The sequence below is a fragment of the Nocardioides sp. LS1 genome (genome assembly GCF_003865225.1).
Lineage (GTDB): Bacteria > Actinomycetota > Actinomycetes > Propionibacteriales > Nocardioidaceae > Nocardioides > Nocardioides ginsengisegetis.
Map to the genome: position 1 here is coordinate 1,666,069 of NZ_BIFF01000002.1, position 17,670 is coordinate 1,683,738.

Annotated in this window: 13 protein-coding genes; 9 read left to right on the forward strand and 4 right to left on the reverse strand. The window is 72.4% G+C overall.

The window, feature by feature from the left end; genetic code table 11:
- Positions 1-55 precede the first annotated feature (55 nt).
- The 6 genes from EJF31_RS12710 to EJF31_RS12735 all read left to right on the forward strand — a co-directional run bounded on the left by EJF31_RS12710 (position 56) and on the right by EJF31_RS12735 (position 6,620).
- A complete protein-coding gene (locus EJF31_RS12710; RefSeq protein WP_125037381.1) occupies positions 56-628 on the forward strand; it encodes a helix-turn-helix domain-containing protein in 573 nt (190 codons plus the stop codon).
- Between the two features lie 17 nt (positions 629-645).
- On the forward strand, positions 646-1,005 hold the full coding sequence (locus EJF31_RS12715; RefSeq protein ID WP_125037382.1) for a sterol carrier family protein: 360 nt from the start codon (positions 646-648) through the stop codon (positions 1,003-1,005).
- A gap of 56 nt (positions 1,006-1,061) precedes the next feature.
- Entirely contained in the window at positions 1,062-2,420 is a 1,359-nt protein-coding gene (locus EJF31_RS12720; protein WP_125037383.1) for a dipeptidase, read from the forward strand.
- Between the two features lie 14 nt (positions 2,421-2,434).
- Positions 2,435-3,619 carry a CdaR family transcriptional regulator gene (locus tag EJF31_RS12725; protein WP_185736231.1) on the forward strand — a complete coding sequence of 395 codons (1,185 nt, stop codon included), beginning with the start codon at positions 2,435-2,437 and terminating at the stop codon, positions 3,617-3,619.
- 156 nt (positions 3,620-3,775) lie between these two features.
- A complete protein-coding gene (locus EJF31_RS12730; RefSeq protein WP_125037385.1) occupies positions 3,776-6,133 on the forward strand; it encodes a molybdopterin cofactor-binding domain-containing protein in 2,358 nt (785 codons plus the stop codon).
- A gap of 10 nt (positions 6,134-6,143) precedes the next feature.
- A complete protein-coding gene (locus tag EJF31_RS12735) occupies positions 6,144-6,620 on the forward strand; it encodes a (2Fe-2S)-binding protein (protein ID WP_125037386.1) in 477 nt (158 codons plus the stop codon).
- Positions 6,621-6,635: 15 nt separating this feature from the next.
- On the opposite strand, the gene EJF31_RS12740 is transcribed toward EJF31_RS12735, so the two are convergent.
- Entirely contained in the window at positions 6,636-8,447 is a 1,812-nt protein-coding gene (locus tag EJF31_RS12740; RefSeq protein ID WP_185736232.1) for an ATP-binding protein, read from the reverse strand.
- 195 nt (positions 8,448-8,642) lie between these two features.
- Between EJF31_RS12740 and purF the strand changes: the two genes are divergently transcribed.
- The 3 genes from purF to EJF31_RS12755 all read left to right on the forward strand — a co-directional run bounded on the left by purF (position 8,643) and on the right by EJF31_RS12755 (position 11,661).
- Positions 8,643-10,187, forward strand: coding sequence for an amidophosphoribosyltransferase (purF, locus tag EJF31_RS12745; RefSeq protein WP_185736233.1), 1,545 nt, complete (start codon positions 8,643-8,645; stop codon positions 10,185-10,187).
- 34 nt (positions 10,188-10,221) lie between these two features.
- Positions 10,222-11,298 carry a phosphoribosylformylglycinamidine cyclo-ligase gene (purM, locus tag EJF31_RS12750; RefSeq protein ID WP_125037388.1) on the forward strand — a complete coding sequence of 359 codons (1,077 nt, stop codon included), beginning with the start codon at positions 10,222-10,224 and terminating at the stop codon, positions 11,296-11,298.
- Between the two features lie 177 nt (positions 11,299-11,475).
- The gene (locus EJF31_RS12755) at positions 11,476-11,661 is read left to right on the forward strand and encodes a DUF3073 domain-containing protein (RefSeq protein ID WP_125037389.1); all 186 of its coding nucleotides are present in this window, start codon (positions 11,476-11,478) and stop codon (positions 11,659-11,661) included.
- Positions 11,662-11,760: 99 nt separating this feature from the next.
- On the opposite strand, the gene EJF31_RS12760 is transcribed toward EJF31_RS12755, so the two are convergent.
- The 3 genes from EJF31_RS12760 to EJF31_RS12770 form a co-directional block, all read right to left on the reverse strand.
- Positions 11,761-12,852: a Glu/Leu/Phe/Val dehydrogenase gene (locus EJF31_RS12760; protein ID WP_125037390.1), complete on the reverse strand. Its 1,092-nt coding sequence runs from the start codon at positions 12,850-12,852 to the stop codon at positions 11,761-11,763.
- Positions 12,853-12,941: 89 nt separating this feature from the next.
- Positions 12,942-14,312, reverse strand: a complete 1,371-nt coding sequence (locus EJF31_RS12765) for a hypothetical protein (protein ID WP_125037391.1) — start codon at positions 14,310-14,312, stop codon at positions 12,942-12,944.
- Between the two features lie 38 nt (positions 14,313-14,350).
- Complete coding sequence (locus tag EJF31_RS12770) at positions 14,351-17,557, reverse strand: response regulator (protein ID WP_185736234.1); 3,207 nt, start codon at positions 17,555-17,557, stop codon at positions 14,351-14,353.
- Positions 17,558-17,670 lie beyond the last annotated feature (113 nt).

Sequence of the window (17,670 nt, forward strand, 5' to 3'; positions counted from 1 at the left end):
GATGCGCAAGTAATGTTGCGCAATAGTTCTTGCGAAAGTTCGGTAGGATTCGGCCATGCCCGCGGACCGCCCCATCCACGACCCCCGGCTGCTGCGCGCGATCGCCCACCCGGTGCGCACCCAGATCCTCGGCGAGATCGCCGCCGGCGGCCCGACCCGCGCGGCCGACCTGGCCCGGGTCCTGGACATCCCGGCCAACCAGGCGAGCTTCCACCTGCGCCAGCTGGCCAAGTACGGCCTGGTCGAGGAGGCGCCCGAAGAGGCGCGCGACAAGCGCGACCGGGTCTGGAAGGCCAGCTCCGAGAGCGGGCTGCGCGCCGACCTGAGCGAGCTGTCGAAGGCGCCCGGCGGCCGGGCCGCGGTCGCGGTGTTCCGCCGCAACACCGCCGACTGGGCCCACCACCTCATCGATCTCGTCCTCTCCGACGACAAGGAGGAGGACACGATCCGCACGATGATGAACCAGACCGTCAAGCTCACGAAGGCCGAGGCGGAGGAGATGGCGACCGAGCTCGCCGACCTCGTCGAGTCGTGGGTGGCGCGGACCCGCGGGCGCGACGACGCCGCCCGCCGCACCTACCTCCTCATGCAGGTGCTCCAGCCCCAGCCCCGGCTCGACGAGTCCTAGCCTCCTAGGCTCGACCCGTGCCCGCCCGACTCCGCCCCGCCGACCCGGCCGCCCTCGCCGAGGCCACCGCCCGGTTCGCCGCGGACGCGGCGGCCCCGGCCGACCTGAAGCTGCTGACCAAGCACTACCTCGCCCTGCTCGAGACGCGCGCACCCGGCCGGTCCGTCGAGGTCCGCGTCCCGCCGTACGCCGCGGTGCAGGTCGTCGAGGGCGTCCGCCACACCCGCGGCACCCCGCCCGCCGTCGTCGAGATGGACCCCGCGACCTGGGTCGCCCTCGCCACCGGCGCGCTCGCCTGGGCCGAGGCCGAGGAGTCCGCGCTGCTCCGGGCCAGCGGGGAGCGCACCAACCTCGCGCCGTACCTCCCGCTGGGGTAGCAGGCCCCTCGGATCCCGATTCCCGCCCGGACGGGCCCGTGGGTAGGTTGGCGCCCATGAGCCGCGAGATCGACAGCATCAAGGCCCGGGTCGAGGGCGTCCTCCCCGGCATCCGCCAGGACCTCGAGGACCTCGTCCGCATCGAGTCCGTCAGCGCCGACCCCGCCCGCGCGGGCGAGGTCCAGCGCAGTGCCGAGGCCGTCGCCGAGCTCTTCCGGGCCGAGCGCTTCGACTCCGTCGAGATCGTCAGCGCCGACGGTGGTGCCCCGGCCGTGATCGCCCACAAGGCGGGCCGAGCGGGCGCACCGACCGTGCTGCTCTACGCCCACCACGACGTCCAGCCCGAGAACGACCACGCCGAGTGGGACTCCCCGCCGTTCGAGCCGACCGAGCGCGGCGACCGCCTCTACGCGCGCGGCGCGGCCGACGACAAGGCCGGCATCGCCGCCCACCTCGGCGCGCTGCGCGTGTACGGCGACGACCTGCCCGTCAATGTCACGATGTTCATCGAGGGCGAGGAGGAGGTCGGCTCCGAGACGCTGCCGGCGCTGCTCAAGGAGCACCAGGACAAGCTCGCCGCCGACGTCATCGTCATCGCCGACTCCGGCAACTGGGACATCGGCGTCCCCGCGCTGACCACCAGCCTCCGCGGCCTGGTCCGCGCCGACGTCACGGTCCGCACTCTGACCCACGCCGTCCACTCGGGCATGTGGGGCGGCCTGGTCCCCGACTCGCTGATGACGCTGAGCCGCCTGATCGCCACCCTGCACGACGACGCCGGCAACGTCGCGGTCAAGGGCCTGCACAGCGGCCTGGCCGCCGACGTGGAGTACCCCGAGGAGCGCCTCCGTGCCGAGTCCGGCGCCAACCCGGGCATCGAGTGGATCGGTGAGGGCCCGATCGTCGAGCGCCTCTGGACCAAGCCCTCGCTCAGCATCACCGGCCTCGACGCCCCCAAGGTCGAGGGTGCCAGCAACACCCTCGTCGCCTCGGCCCGCGCCAAGATCTCGATGCGCATCGCCCCCGGTGACACGACCGCCAACGCCGTCCAGTGCCTCCGGTCCCACCTCGAGGCCCACGTCCCGTGGGGCGCCGAGCTGACCTTCACGGTCGTCGACACCGGTGAGGCGACCCAGATCGAGGCCACCGGACCGGCGTACGACGCCGCCCGCGCCGCGTTCACCACCGCCTGGGACGGCACCGAGCCCGTCGACATGGGCGTCGGCGGCTCGATCCCGTTCATCGCCGAGTTCCTCGAGGCGTTCCCGCAGGCCAGCGTGCTGGTCACCGGCGTCGAGGACCCCGACACCCGCGCCCACGGCGCCAACGAGGGCCTGCACCTCGCCGAGTTCGAGCGGGTCGTGCTGGCCGAGGCGCTGCTGCTGCACAACCTCGGCGCACTCACCGAGCGCTGACGGGTCCGCGACCCGTGCGCGACGCGACCCTCGCCTTCCTGGCGGGGCATCGCGCCGCACGGGTCGAGCCCCTCACCGACCGGCTCGTCGACGCGATCGTCGACAGCAACCCCGGCTATCGCGCGACCCGGGTCGTCCCGCTGCCCGACCTGCGGAGCTCCTGCCACGACAACATCGGCCGGGTCCTCGAGCTGCTCGGCGTCGCCGTCCGGGGTGCCTCCGCCCCCGACGAGTCCGAGGCGGCGTACGACGCTGCCCGGGCGACCGGGCGCCGCCGGGCCGAGCAGGGCCTCCCACTGGACGACGTCCTGCGCTCGTTCCGGATCGGTGGGCGGCTGATCTGGGACGACCTGGTCGAACAGGCCCGGGCCGCGCTGGACGCCGAGGAGCTGCGCGAGGTCGGCACCCGCCTCTGGGAGGTCGTCGACGAGACGTCGGCCCAGGTCGCGGCGGCCTACCATGCGACCGAGCGGGCGGCCGTGCGCGCCGACGAGCAGCTGCGGGCCGAGCTCTGGGAGGGCGTGCTGAGCGGCCGGGCCAAGGAGCCGGGCTTCGCCCACGAGGCCGCCCGCATCCTCGACGTGCCGGTCGGCGGCCACTACCTCGTCGTGACCGGCGAGGGCCTGGACATCCCCCGCCTGGAGCAGGCGCTCGCACCCCGCACCACCGCCTGGGTGCGCCGCACCGGGGGCACGGTGGGGCTGGTCGCGCTGGGCCCCGACGACCGGGCCGACCCCGAGGGCGCGCTGGCGGTGCTCCGCGGTGCGGTGGCCTGGCCGGTCGGGGTGTCGGTGGTGGTCTCCGGCCTCGCCGGTGTCGACACCGGTGTCCGCCAGGCCTCGTTGGCCGTCCGCACCCTCGACGGGGAGCCCGGGGTCGCCGCCTTCGACGAGCGGCTCCCCGAGGCGCTGCTGCTCACCTCGCCGGAGGTCGCCGGGCGGCTGGTCGCCGTCTGGCTCGGCCCGCTGCTGGCGCTGCCGGCAGGGGAGCAGGCCTCCCTGCTGGCGACCCTGGACGCCTGGGTCGCGACCGGCGGCTCGACCACCCACACCGCCACCCGGGTGCACTGCCACCGCAACACGGTGATCAACCGGCTACGTCGGGTCGCCCGGCTCGTCGGACGGGAATCGTTGGACGGAGTGCCCCCTCTCGAGCTCGGCCTGGCCCTCCGCGCCCTCCGCAGCGGCCTGCACCGCTGACCCTTGGCTGTGCAGTCTGCACAGAGCAGGCGCTCCAATCGTGGGCACCGCGCGCATGGCGCGTCCGCGTGACGGCTGTCACGCTGGAGCCAGGGAGGGAGCACGACGCCCGGACCGCCTCGGCGGCCCGCGGCCGACGCTCTGGAGGCACATCGCATGACCGTGGAACCACGCGCCCGCACCGACCAGCCCGACGGCCCCGCCGCCGATCTCGAGGAGGATGCCCACCGGATCTCGGTCCGACGACGCAGCTTCCTCGGCTACGTCCTCGGCGGGGCGACCCTCGTCGCCGCCGCCGACCTGGGCCTCGTCGATGCCGCTGCGGCCGCGCCGACCGCGCCCCAGCCGGCCGAGCTCTACGACCTCAACGACATGCTCACCGACTCGTGCCGGCCGACCGCCAACCTGATCACGGTCACCGTCCACGACGACGGGACCGCGTCGTTCGCGCTGCCCCGCATGGAGGTCGGCCAGGGGATCACCACCTCGAGCGCCATGTTGATCGCCGAGGAGCTCGAGCTCCCCGTCAGCAAGGTGAAGGTGACGCTGGCCCCGGCCCGCCCCGAGCTGCAGTTCAACCAGCTGACCGGCGGCTCCAACACCACGATCTCGACGTACACCCCGATCCGCGTGGCCGCCGCCGTCGCCAAGAGCGCGCTGATGGACGCCGCGGCCATCGTGCTCGGCGACACCGTGGCCAACCTCCGGGCCCGCAACGGCGTCGTCCACGCCCCCGACGGATCGAGCGTCACCTACGCCGAGCTGGCGTCGAAGGCCGCGAGCCCGACCACCAGGGCGGTCGGGGTCCAGCTCAAGGACACCTCGGAGTTCCGGGTGATCGGCGTCGGCCAGGGCCGCGTCGACGCGCTGGACGCGGTGACCGGGCGCAAGGAGTTCACCACCGACAAGCAGGTGAAGGGCGCCCTGCCGACCATGGTCTGCCGCGCCCCCACGCTCAACGGCACGCCGAAGCGGCTGACCAACAAGGCCGAGATCGCGCGGATGCCGGGCGTCCGCGACCTCGCGAAGGTCGACACCGGCATCGCCGTTCGCGCCGACACCTTCGGCCAGTGCATCGACGCGATCCGCGCGATGAAGGTCGAGTGGAACGACGGCCCGGTCGCCGGCGAGTCCGACGAGGACATCGTCCAGGAGCTCAGGGCGGCCGAGCTCGCGCTGCCGGCCCCGCCCGACAACCCGCTGGCCGAGACCCTCGAGGCCGACTTCCTCTTCTACTTCCGCAGCAACTCTGCGATGGACACCAACTCGGCCATCGCCGACGTCCGGGCCGACCGCGCGACGATCTGGGCCGGGCTGAAGTCCCCGATCACCGCCCAGCAGCGGATCGCGGAGGCGCTGGGCATGACCCAGGACCAGGTCACGGTCAACGTCGTCACCGCCGGAGGATCGTTCGGTCGTCGGCTCTTCTTCGACGGGGCCCTCGAGGCTGCCAAGATCTCCCAGGCGATGGGCAAGCCGGTCAAGCTCATGTGGCACCGTGCCGACGACGCCCGGGTCGGCCGCGGCCACCCGATGTCGACCAACAGGGTGCGGGTCACCCACGCCGGGGACGAGGTGCTGGCCTTCCAGCAGACCCACACGAGCGTCGAGACGGACTACCGCCACGGCCTCGGCGAGATCATCAGCGCCATGGCCGCCGACCTCCCCGCGGGCTACGGCAACCTCGGGTACGCCGAGACGATCTTCTCGCTGACCCAGGAGGTGCCCTACGACTTCGGGGTGGTCTCCCAGACACTGACCGAGACCGACGACCGCTTCAACACCGGCAGCATGCGCAACATCTACTCACCCGACGTGCGCTGCGCCAGCGAGCTCGTGGTCGACCAGCTGGCGAAGAAGCTCAAGAAGGACCCCTACGAGTTCCGCCGCAGCCACCTGCGCAACGACCGGGTGGCCGCGGTGCTCGACAAGGTCGCCCAGGTGGGCGACTGGGGCAGGTCGATGCCGGCCGGCACCGCCCAGGGCATCGCCATCCACAAGGAGTACAAGGGCGCCAGCGCATGCCTGGTCGAGATCGACTGCCGGCCCGCGACGGTCGACCGGGACGTCCCGGACGCCACGACCGGTCCGCGCGTGACCAGGGTCGTGTTCGCCATCGACGCCGGCCTGGTGATCAACCCGCGCGGCATGGAGGCCCAGATGCAGGGCGGCATCAACGACGGCATCGCGCTGGCGCTGACCTCGAGCCTGCACCTGCGCGACGGCCACTTCCTCGAGGCCAGCTGGGACAACTACTTCTACACGCGCCAGTGGAACACCCCGCCCGAGGTGAAGGTCATCCTGATGCCGTCCGACTCCGGCCAGCCCGGTGGCGCCGGCGAGGCGGGGGTCGCGGCGTCGTTCGCGGCGGTCGCGTGCGCCTTCGCACGGGCGACGGGCGAGCTGCCGACGTACTTCCCGATCAACCACCGCGACCCGTTGCGGTTCCGGCCCAAGCCGGTCGTCCCGCCCATCCCGCAGTCGCCGACCAACGGCCTGAAGAAGACCTACTGAGGAGCGCGCGATGCCGACCCAGACCTTTGTCCTCAACGGCAAGTCCATCACCGTCGACGTCCACGACGACGTGCGCGTCCTGTGGGTGCTCCGCGACCTGCTCGGGGTCACCGGCCCCAAGTACGGCTGCGGCATCAACGTCTGCAAGGCCTGCACCTCGCACATCAACGGCAAGGCGTTCAACCCGTGCTCGGTGCGCGTGGGCGACCTGAGCAGCGACGACGAGGTGACCACGATCGAGGGCCTGCCGGGCACCGTCGGGCGCGACCTGCACCCGATGCAGCAGGCCTGGCTGGACCGCGACGTGGCCCAGTGCGGCTACTGCCAGCCGGGCCAGATCATGGCCGCGGTGGCGCTCGTGCGGAAGACCCGGCGCGAGGGTCGCTCGATCACCGAGGCCGACCTCGACGGGATCCGCAACATCTGCCGCTGCGGCACCTACACGCGCATCAGGGAGGCGATCAAGCAGGGCGAGCAGCACATGTGAGCCGTGCGCCGCGGGTCAGGCGGCCGCCGGCAGGTAGATCCGGAAGGTGCTGCCCTTGCCCAGCGCCGACTCGACCTCGATGCGGCCGTGGTGGCGGCCGACGATCCGGCTGACGATGGCCAGGCCCAGGCCCGTGCCGGGCTGGGCGATCGCCTCGGGGTTGGTCGAGCGGTAGAACTCGGTGAAGAGCTGCTCCTGGTCGGCGGTGGAGATGCCGATGCCCTCGTCGCTGCACTCCAGGATGACCTGGTCGCCGACGCGGGTGAGCGAGACCGTGACCGAGCGCCCCTCGGGGGTGTACTTGACCGCGTTGCTGACCAGGTTGGCGCAGACCCGGTCGAGCTCGTCGGCGTCGCCGAGCGCCAGCACCGGCGCGTCGGGAGCCTCGATCCGGACCGTCAGGTGCTTGCGGTCGGCCGCGACCGAGGAGAGGTCGACGACGTCGTCCAGGATGCGGTGCAGGTCGACCGGGGCCGGGATGATCGTGTTGTTGGGGTCGCCGACCTTGGAGAGCAGCAGCAGGTCGTCGATGACGCGGGCCAGGCGCCGGGCTCCCCGGTCCATCGCCGCGAGCGAGCTGCGGGTCGTGCCGTTCAGGTCGGGCGAGGCCTCAAGCATCTCGAGGTGGCCGATGATCGCGGTGAGCGGGTTCTTCAGCTCGTGCGAGACCGTCGCGATCAGCTCGCTCTTGTAGCTGTCGAGCGCCTGGAGCTCCTCCACGAGCTGGTGCTCGCGCTCGAAGGCGCGCGCGTTGAGGATCGCGCGGCCCAGGTCGTGGCCGATGTCGAGGGCCGTGGCACCCTCCATGTCGGTCCAGTCCGGCGCCCCCGGCTCCCGGGTGAGCACGAGGTTGCCCAGGCACTCGGGCCCCGCACCCAGGGGGGCGAAGAGCAGCGACCCGATGCCGATGGCGGCCAGGAACTCCAGGATCCGCTCGCCCTGGCCGGCGGTGATCGAGGGTCCGAAGGGGCGGTCCGGGGAGACGACCTCGGTCCGCTGCAGCTCCCACGCCCGGTGGGCGGCGTTGTCGGCGATGCTGACCAGCTCGTCGGGCAGCTGGATGGTGGTGCCGTTGGCGGAGTAGATCGCGCCGGTCCCCAGGCCGTCCTCGTCGAAGGTCTGGATCCACATGCCGCGCGCCTGGAAGCCCTCGACGAGCGCCGCCTGGCTGTCGGCCAGGATCCGGCTCATGCTGAGCTGGGCGCTGGCGCTGCGGACGATGTGGCGGGCGGCGTCGGCGAGCCGGACCTGGTGGGCGAGGGCCTCCCGCTCGAGGGCGGTGAGGACGGCGCGGCCGGCCTGCTCGGCGTACTTCTGGAGGACGCGGCGCTGCTCGGCGCCGGGTCGCCGGCCGTCGAGGGGCAGGTCCATCGCGAGCGTGCCGCGCATCGCTCCGGACTCGTCGAGGAGGGGCGCGACCAGGAGGTCCATGGGGTGCCAGGCGTCGGGGTCGTCGATGGGCTCGACGTCGGGGACCCAGCCCCAGGCGTCGCCCTCGGGACCGAGGTCGAGGCGCTCGTGCGGGACGAAGCGCAGCAGGCCCCACTCGTCGGCCTTCTCGATCTCGGTGAGCAGCTTGTCGACGGGGGTGCGGCGTCCCTGCAGCTCGCGGCGGGCCTCGTCGGACCCGGCGACGGCCATCACCTCGAGGCGGCCGTCGTCGCGGACCACGCTGATGGCGGCGATGCCGAAGCCGGCGAGCTGGGTGACGCCCTCGGCGATGGTCTGGAGTGCATCCCGCGAAGGCGCCTCGGACAGCTCGGCCGCGTCGGCGGCATCCGGCTGGTGCTCGGTGATGTCCCCGGTCATCGTCCCTCGCGTCTTCATGGGTGGTTGCCGAGCCATGTTACGTGCGTCACCGTTCCCGGTCTTTACTTTCAAGGAATCCGCAAGATTCCGGTGTTCGAACGCCCCGGCGCGGCGGTTTCCGGTAGTCGACCACCATTGGGGTGTCGTCGACCGGCTGGGCGGCGGCGGGTCCGGCGAATGGGACGCGTCTGCCCCGCCCCCTACACTCGGACCGTGCCCCACCCCAGCACCAGCCGCAAGGGCGGCGACGGCCGGTTGACCCTGGCCCTCGACCCGCAGGACCAGGGACCTCAGGACGCCTGCGGCGTCTTCGGGGTGTGGGCCCCGGGCGAGGACGTCGCCAAGCTGACGTACTTCGGGCTCTACGCCCTCCAGCACCGCGGCCAGGAGTCGGCCGGCATCGCGGTCAGCAACGGCCGCCAGATCCTGGTCTACAAGGACATGGGCCTGGTCTCCCAGGTGTTCGACGAGACGACGCTGGCCTCCCTGCACGGCCACCTCGCCATCGGCCACGCCCGCTACTCGACCACGGGCGCGAGCACCTGGCAGAACGCCCAGCCCACCTTCCGGCCCACGGCCGACGGGTCGATCGCGCTGGGCCACAACGGCAACCTGATCAACACCCACGAGCTGCGCGACATGGTCGCCGCGCTGCCGGGCCCCGCCGACGAGCTCGAGCTGCACGCCAAGAACCACGAGGCGTCGACCAACGACACCGGCCTCGTGACCGCGCTGCTCGCCCACCACCCCGACACCTCGCTGGAGCAGCGGGCGCTCGAGGTGCTGCCGTCGCTGCGCGGCGCCTTCTCGTTCGTCTGGATGAACGAGAACACCCTGTACGCCGCGCGCGACCCGCAGGGCATCCGCCCGCTCGTCCTCGGCCGGCTGGACCGTGGCTGGGTCGTGGCGTCGGAGGACGCGGCCCTGGCCACCATCGGCGCGAGCGTCGTCCGCGAGGTCGAGCCCGGCGAGATGATCGTCATCGACGAGAACGGCCTGCGCTCCCACACCTTCGCCGAGCCGGCCCCCAAGGGCTGCGTGTTCGAGTACGTCTACCTCGCCCGGCCCGACGCCACCATCAGTGGTCGCAGCGTCCACGAGTCCCGGGTCGAGATGGGCCGCCAGCTGGCTCGCGAGTTCCCCGTCGAGGCCGACCTGGTCATCCCGGTGCCCGAGTCCGGCACCCCGGCCGCCGCCGGCTACGCCGAGGAGAGCGGGATCCCCTTCGGCCAGGGCTTCGTCAAGAACGCCTACGTCGGTCGCACCTTCATCCAGCCCAGCCAGACGCTGCGCCAGCTCGGCATCCGGCTCAAGCTCAACGCCCTCGAGCACATGATCCGCGGCAAGCGGATCGTGGTGGTCGACGACTCGATCGTGCGCGGCAACACCCAGCGCGCCCAGGTCCGGATGCTCCGCGAGGCGGGCGCCCTCGAGGTGCACGTCCGGATCTCCAGCCCGCCGGTGAAGTGGCCGTGCTTCTACGGCATCGACTTCGCCACCCGCGCCGAGCTGATCGCCAACGGCCTCACCCCGGAGGAGATCGCCGCCAGCGTCGGCGCCGACACCCTGGGCTACATCTCGCTCGACGGGATGATCGACGCGACCAGGCAGCCCGCGGACCGGCTCTGCAAGGCGTGCTTCACCGGCGAGTACCCCATCGAGCTCCCCGACGAGAGCATGCTCGGCAAGCACCTCCTCGAGTCGACGCTGAGCGCCCCGACGCTGGGCAAGTCGCTCCCCGTCCTGAACAACCCCTGATCCCCGCCGGACGACCAGCCCAGGAGCAGCACCCGTGACCGAGCAGCAGAACGCCTACGCCGCCGCCGGAGTCTCGATCGAGGCCGCCGACAAGGCGATCGAGCTGATGAAGGTCTGGGTCGACAAGGCCCGCCGGCCGGAGATGATCGGCGGCCTGGGCGGCTTCGCCGGACTCTTCGACGCCTCGGCGCTGACCCGCTACGAGCGCCCGCTCCTCGCGACCTCCACCGACGGCGTCGGCACCAAGGTCGCGATCGCGCAGGCCATGGACGTCCACGACACCATCGGCTTCGACCTGGTCGGCATGGTCGTCGACGACCTGGTCGTGTGCGGCGCCGAGCCGCTCTTCATGACCGACTACATCGCCACCGGGCGGGTCGTGCCCGAGCGGATCGCGGCCATCGTCAAGGGCATCGCCGAGGCCTGCGTGGTCGCCGGGTGCGCCCTCATCGGCGGCGAGACGGCCGAGCACCCGGGGCTGCTGGACCCCGACGAGTACGACGTCGCCGGCGCCACCACCGGGGTCGTGGAGGCCGACAAGCTCCTCGGCCCCGCCCGGGTCCGGCCCGGTGATGCCGTCATCGCGATGGAGGCCAGCGGCCTCCACTCCAACGGCTACTCCCTGGTCCGCCACGTGCTGCTGAACACCGCCAAGTGGGAGCTGGACCGCGACGTCCCCGAGCTCGGCCGCACCCTCGGCGAGGAGCTCCTCGAGCCGACCCGCATCTACGCCAAGGCGTGCCTCGAGCTCGCCGACCGGACCCGCACCCACGCGATGGCCCACGTCACCGGCGGTGGGCTGGCCGCCAACCTCGAGCGGGTCATGCCGGCCGAGCTGTCTGCGACGCTCGAGCGCGGCACCTGGACCCCGCAGCCGGTCTTCGACCTGGTCCGCCGGGTCGGCTCGGTGCCCCAGGCCGACCTCGAGGCCACCCTCAACTGCGGCGTCGGGATGGTCTCGCTGACCGACCCCGAGGACGTCGACACCGCGATCGAGGTGCTGGCCACCCACGGCATCCGGGCCTGGGTCGCCGGCGAGGTCCGCGCCGACGAGGCAGGCGATGGCGGGGGCGGCCGGGTCACCCTGACGGGCCAGCACCCCGGCTGGTGAGGGCCGGATCCGGCCGAATCACTCCGAATCTGGGTGATTCGGTGTGATCCGCAGCCGAAACGCTCCCTCGGTGTGCGGGAACAGCCGCCCAGCAGGTAGCGTTACCCCCACGAGAAATCTTTGAGGACAGCCCGGGTGCCAACGAGCCCCGGCCGAGTGTGCGAGGGGGCTGACCCTATGGGGCGCGGCCGAGCGAAAGCCAAGCAGACCAAGGTCGCACGCGACCTGAAGTACCGCACTCACGAGACGGACTTCGGTGCGTTGGCCAATGAGCTGCATGGCGAAGAGAACAACGACACCGACCAGGTCGACCCTGAGGTGCTCGACAAGTGGTCGGACTACGTCGAGCCCCGGCGCGACTGACTCTCCTCGTCATCTGGGGCTACCTGCCCACATGAGAAGGGCCTCGCGTCCACATCCGTGAACGCGAGGCCCTGTCTCGTTGTTGCCGGCCTGTTGGCCTCAGCTGTTCAGCCAGAGGCCGCGCAGGCGTCCCACGTCGCGCATCCGCCGCTCCGCGAGCCGGTCGGCCGCGATCGCGGGAGCGACGCCGTCGGTCTTCGCGAGCTCGAAGACCTGGCGCGTGGTGTCGAAGATGCCGGTCGCGCGCTGGTGCGCCCGGTCGAAGCTGAACCCCTCGAGCTCGTCGGCGACCTGGATCAGGCCGCCGGAGTTCACGCAGTAGTCGGGGGCGTAGAGGATGCCGCGGTCCTCGAGGGCCTTCTCCACGCCGGGGTGGGCCAGCTGGTTGTTGGCCGCGCCGCAGACGATCTTGGCCGACAGCACGTCGACGACCTCGTCGGTGATCGCGCCACCCAGCGCGCAGGGGGCGTAGACATCGAGCTCGGAGGCGACCAGGGCCTGCGTCGACTCCACGCTGGTGACCTGCGGGAACTCCTCGCGCACCGCGTCGACCGACGGCTGGTGCACGTCGGTGACGACCACGGTCGCGCCGTCCTCGATCAGGTGGCGGACCAGATGGCGGCCGACCTTGCCCACGCCGGCCACGCCCACGGTGCGACCGGCGAGCGAGTCGGTGCCCAACACGACCTCGGCCGCGGCGCGCATGCCCTGGAAGACGCCGTACGCCGTCAGCACCGAGCTGTCGCCGGCGCCGCCGTGGGCGACCGTGCGGCCCGTGACGTAGTCGCACTCGCGCGCGATGTGGTCCATGTCCTCGGAGAACGTGCCCACGTCGCAGGCGGTGTAGTAGCGCCCGTCGAGCGACTGCACGAAGCGGCCGTAGGCACGCAGCAGGGCCTCGTTCTTCAGCGTCGCCGGGTCACCGATGATGACCGCCTTGCCGCCGCCGAGGTCCAGGCCGGCGAGCGCGGCCTTGTAGGACATGCCGCGGGAGAGGTTCAGGACGTCCGTGATCGCGTCGTTGGTCGACGCGTACGGGTAGAAGCGGGTGCCGCCCAGAGCGGGGCCCAGTGCGGTCGAGTGGATGGCGATGATGGCCTTGAGGCCGGTCGCGGGATCGTTGCAGAAGACGACCTGCTCGTGCTCGGAACCGAGATCGAACACGTCGACACCGGAGGTCTGCGTAGACATGGGTGCTGCCCACTTTCTTGTGTGTCGGCCACGGGTGAGTGGCGTGCGTACCGGACCCGCAGGGGTGGCGCGTGTCCGTGCTCACAAGGCTAGTCGTGACCGGCGGGTATTCCGATTCGGTCGGCCGGTGACGTCCGCATCAGCACCACGTCGCCGTGGCTGCCGTAGCCGACCAGCCGGCCGCCGTACGGCGCGCCGTTGAAGCCGACCATCAGCCAGCCGTCGTCCTCGCGGACCAGCGTGGGCCACGGGATGTTGGTGGGGTACGGCGCGTCGAGCCCGCCGACCTCGGCCAGCGCGAGGTCGTACACCGGGTAGCCGCGGCGTTGGCCCCGGCGCCCGTCGCGGCCGTCGCTGGCCAGCACCCGCCACCCGTCGTCGAGGCGGACCAGCGTGGTGCCCTCGGTCGCGATCCGGCCGGTGTCGGCGCCCACCAGCGTGAGCTCGTCGAGGGACGGGCCCGCCGCCAGGGCGGGGTGGAAGCGGAAGAACTTCGGGGCGCTGACGAAGCCCACGTGCCAGGTGTCCCCGATCCGGACCAGGTGCGGGTCCCAGACGCCGACCGAGCGCAACCCCGTGGTGGGGACCGCGAGCGGACGGGTGTCGAGGACGTGCCGGCCGGCGAGCAGGTCGGCACGTGTCGTGGCGAGCGTGATCGCCACCGATGCCCCGGGCCGGCGCCGGTCGAAGTCGCCCCACGTGCTGGTCGCGACCAGCCAGTCGTCCTCGCGGCGCACCACGTGGGTCGCGTGGTCGCCGAAGACCCCGGGCCGGTCGGGGCGCCGGAAGAACAGGTCGGAGACGTGGGTGAGGTCGAGCGCGGAGGACAGCCGCCACAGCGAGGTGTGGGCGGTGTCGAAGAAGCCCGGCCCCGCGCTGGTGGCGCTGAGGAGCAGGTCGTCGCCGTCGCGGACCGGACTGCCGTCCTCCCGAGTGACGAGCCGGACGTCGCGCAGCCCGAGCTGGCCGAAGCCGCCGGCCGTGAGGTGCGCGACGGGTCCGTCGACGGCGGTGACCAGGGAGGCGAGCCAGGCCTCGTCCCGCGTGTCGCACCGCTCCGCGAGGTCCACGCGGCCGCGCGCCAGCCAGGCGCCGGCCTCGTGGGTGAGCACGGTCAGGTGGGTGCCGGTCAGGGCCAGGGCGACGCCCTCGACCGGCGCGGTCGCCCGACCGCTGCGGCGGCTGGCGTGGGTCGTCGTGGCACCGCCCGCGCGGACGGTGAGCCCCACGGCACCCCGCGCCGCGTCGTACTCCCCGGAGAGGCGCACGTCCCCGCCCGCGAGCGACAGGCTGAGCGTGCCGCTCGTGGGCGGGCCCGTCGCGACGACCGCGGCGTACGGCGCGGGGTGCGGCGTGGCCCACTCGACGGCTCCGGCGGTCGTGGCGTCGACGAGGGCGGACCCCGGGGAGACGAGGTCGACGGGCCGGCGCCGGCCGACGATCTCGAAGCGGGGCAGCACCCCTGCAGTCTGGCAGTCGCCCCGTGTCGGGGGAGCGGTCAGCCCCGGCTGCCGATCGAGGTCTTGAGGGCGGCGACCGCCCGGTCGATCTCGACGACGAGCTCGGCGAGCAGCTCGGTCGCGCCGTCGGTCCGACCGCCGTCGCCGAGGGCCTCGAGCCGCGCGGCCGTCGCGCCCACGAGCGGCAGCCCGAGGTTGAGGGCACTGCCCTTGAGCTGGTGTGCCGCGCTCATCAGCCGGTGGGCGTCACGGGAGTCGATGGCGTCCCGGATCGCGACCACCTGGTCGCCGACGCGGGACATGAAGGACGCCGACGTGCGCTCGAAGAAGCTGACGCCGTCCTTCTTCAGCTCCTCCAGCATCCGCCGCCGGTCGGGGTCGAGGATCGAGGACTCGGGCACCACCGGACGCGCCCGCGGCGCCTCCACCGGGCGCGCGGGAGCCTGCGGCGGGTCGGACACCCCGGTCCACTGGCGGATCACCCGCTCCAGCTCGGCTGCGTCCACGGGCTTGGTCAGGAAGTCGTCCATGCCGACGGCCAGGCAGCGCTCGCGCTCGCCCTCGAGGGCCGAGGCGGTCATGGCGATGATCGGGACGTGCCGGCCCGGCGGCTCGTGGGCACGGACCGCCCGGGTGGCGTCGAAGCCGTCGAGGCGCGGCATCCGGCAGTCCATGAGGACGGCGGCGTAGGAGTGCGGGCGGGCCAGCATCTCGACCGCCTCGGCGCCATCGTTGGCGATGTCGACCTTGCAGCCGATCGACTCGAGGAGCCCCATCGCGACGAGCTGGTTGACCTGGTTGTCCTCCACCACCAGCACGCGTACGTCGATCGCCGGTGCCGACTCGTGCTCGACCTCCCGGGGTGCGGCGGCGGCGCCGGAGGCGAGCAGGTCCAGCAGCGTGTCGAACAGCTCGGAGTGCCGCACCGGCTTGCTGAGCGCCGCCTGGATGCCGGCCTGGTGGACCAGCTGGGGGCCGACGCCCTGGTCGGAGGAGAGCAGCAGCATCGCCGGGCGGCCCAGCGACCGGTCAGCGCCGATCCGGCGGGCCAGCTCGAGGCCGTCCATGCCGGGCATGACCATGTCGAGCAGGGCGACGTCGAAGGGCTGCCCCTCCTCGGCGGCCTCGCGCAGCCGCATCAGGGCCTCGCGCCCGTCGGCGGCGGCCACCGGCCGGAGCTGCCAGGCGGCGAGCTGCTCGGTGAGGATGAAGCGGTTGGTCTCGTTGTCGTCGACGACCAGCACCCGCTTGGCGTTGAGCACGTGCGGGGAGACCTGCGGGCGCTGCGGGGCACTGGTCGCCCGCGCGAACCGCGCGGTGAACGTGAAGGTGCTGCCGCGGCCCAGCTCGCTGCGCAGGTCGATCTCGCCGCCGAGCGCCTCGACCAGCTGGCGGGAGATGGTCAGCCCCAGGCCGGTGCCGCCGTGGCGCCGGGTCGTTGAGGGGTCGGCCTGCGTGAACGCGTCGAAGAGCCGGTCGCGGGCATCGGGACGGATCCCGACACCGGTGTCGGTGACGTCGACGCGCAGGACCACGACGTCGTGCGACTGGCTCTCGAGGGTCGCCTGGACGACCACCTCGCCGGAGTCGGTGAACTTCACGGCGTTGGAGCCCAGGTTGGTCAGCACCTGGCCGAACCGCACGGGGTCGCCCCGCAGGAAGAGCGGCACGTCCGGGTGACAGGCGACGACCAGCTCGAGCCCCTTGTCGTGGGCCGGCCCGCTCAGGACCGCGGCAGTCTGCTCGAAGACGGCACGGACGTCGAAGTCGGCCTCCTCGAGCTCGAGCTTGCCGGACTCGATCTTGGACAGGTCGAGGATGTCGTTGATGATCCCGAGCAGGGTCAGGCCGGCGCTCTGCAAGCCCTCGGCGAGGCGCCGCTGGTGGGCGTCCAGGTCGGTGCGCATCATCAGGTCGTTGAGGCCGATCACGCCGTTCATCGGCGTCCGGATCTCGTGGCTCATCGTGGCCAGGAACTCCGACTTCAGCCGGGAGGCCTCCATCGCCTCGTCCCGGGCCTCGGCCAGCTGGGCCGCGTTGCGCTCGCGCTCGGCGACCAGGCTGAGCTGGCCTGCGATCTGGCCGATCAGGAAGCGGGAGTTGTCGTCGGGCGGGACCTCGTCGGCCAGCACCTGGACCACCGCGACGCTGTCACCCCCGAGCAGGATCGGGATGGCCACCACGCTGTGGGTGTCCTGGTGGATCGGCGGCCGACCGACCTCCATCCGGCGCGAGATGCGGGCGCGCTCCGCGAGGACCTGGTCGGGCGGCAGGCTCCACGCGACGTGGTCGTGGGGCAGGGGACGAGGGCGCAGCACGCCGTCGTCCTTCCCGACCAGGAACACCGACGTCGCCGCCCAGCCCGTGTGGAGCGGCAGGCCGAGCGCCATCATCGTGATGGCCTCCTCCAGGCTGTCGGCCTGGTTGGCGGCCATCGCCATCTGCTGGAGCAGCTCGAGCCGCCGGGTGGCCTCGGCGGCGAGCTCGTCGGCCCGCTTCAGGTCGGTGATGTCCTGGGCGGTGCCGCCCATCTTGACCGGCATCCCGTCGGGGCCGCGCTCGACCAGGCCCAGGCCGCGCACCCAGCGGATCTCGCCGCCCTTGCGGACGATACGGGCGTCCCACGCGAACTCGTCGACCCCCGCGAACGTCGACTCCACGTGGCCCTTCACCGCCGGTCGGTCCTCGGGGTGCACGAACTGCAGGAAGCCCTCGTAGGTGGCCTCGAACTCCTGCGGCTCGAGGTTGTAGATCCGGTAGAGCTCGTCGGACCAGGTCACCGTGTCGCTCGCGACGTCCCACTCCCAGCTGCCCAGGTGCGCGATCCGCTGGGCGGTGGCCAGCTGTTCGCTGCGGTGCTGCAGCTCGCCGAGCAGCTCCTTGCGCTCGGCGTACGGCGTGATCCGGTGCAGCCAGCCCAGCCGGGTGCCCTCGTCGTCGTGCACGGGCCCCCAGCTGGCCAGGCACCACATCGGGCTGCCGTCGGGGCGCACGAAGAGCGTCTCGAGGTTCTCCTCGCCGGGGTGCCCGGCGGCCATGTCGGCCAGGTGCCTGCGGAACTGGACCTGGCCCTCCTCGTCGAGCAGCTCGAGGGCCGAGATCGTCTCCAGCTCGGCGGGGGAGCGGCCGATGAGCTCGGCGAAGCGGTCGTTGGCGAAGACCGTCCGTCCGTGCTCGTCAAGGATCCACAGACCGTCGGTGCTCGCCGCAGCGATCCAACGGAGCATCCCCGTGTGCTCCTGCATGTGTCCCCTCTTTCCGAGGGCCCCATCATTCCCCACGCGCGCGGGAGAAGGGGAGTTTGCGCGCATTCCCCCAGTGAACGACTCATAACCATGTACGTCGTCCACCGTTGGGC

Excerpts from the sequence above, each read along its gene's own strand:
- EJF31_RS12730 (WP_125037385.1), top strand. The coding sequence starts at position 3,776 with ATGACCGTGGAACCACGCGCCCGCACCGACCAGCCCGACGGCCCCGCC.
- EJF31_RS12740 (WP_185736232.1), bottom strand. The coding sequence starts at position 8,447 with ATGAAGACGCGAGGGACGATGACCGGGGACATCACCGAGCACCAGCCG.
- EJF31_RS12735 (WP_125037386.1), top strand. The coding sequence starts at position 6,144 with ATGCCGACCCAGACCTTTGTCCTCAACGGCAAGTCCATCACCGTCGAC.
- EJF31_RS12770 (WP_185736234.1), bottom strand. The coding sequence starts at position 17,557 with ATGCAGGAGCACACGGGGATGCTCCGTTGGATCGCTGCGGCGAGCACC.
- EJF31_RS12755 (WP_125037389.1), top strand. The coding sequence starts at position 11,476 with ATGGGGCGCGGCCGAGCGAAAGCCAAGCAGACCAAGGTCGCACGCGAC.
- EJF31_RS12720 (WP_125037383.1), top strand. The coding sequence starts at position 1,062 with ATGAGCCGCGAGATCGACAGCATCAAGGCCCGGGTCGAGGGCGTCCTC.
- EJF31_RS12760 (WP_125037390.1), bottom strand. The coding sequence starts at position 12,852 with ATGTCTACGCAGACCTCCGGTGTCGACGTGTTCGATCTCGGTTCCGAG.
- EJF31_RS12710 (WP_125037381.1), top strand. The coding sequence starts at position 56 with ATGCCCGCGGACCGCCCCATCCACGACCCCCGGCTGCTGCGCGCGATC.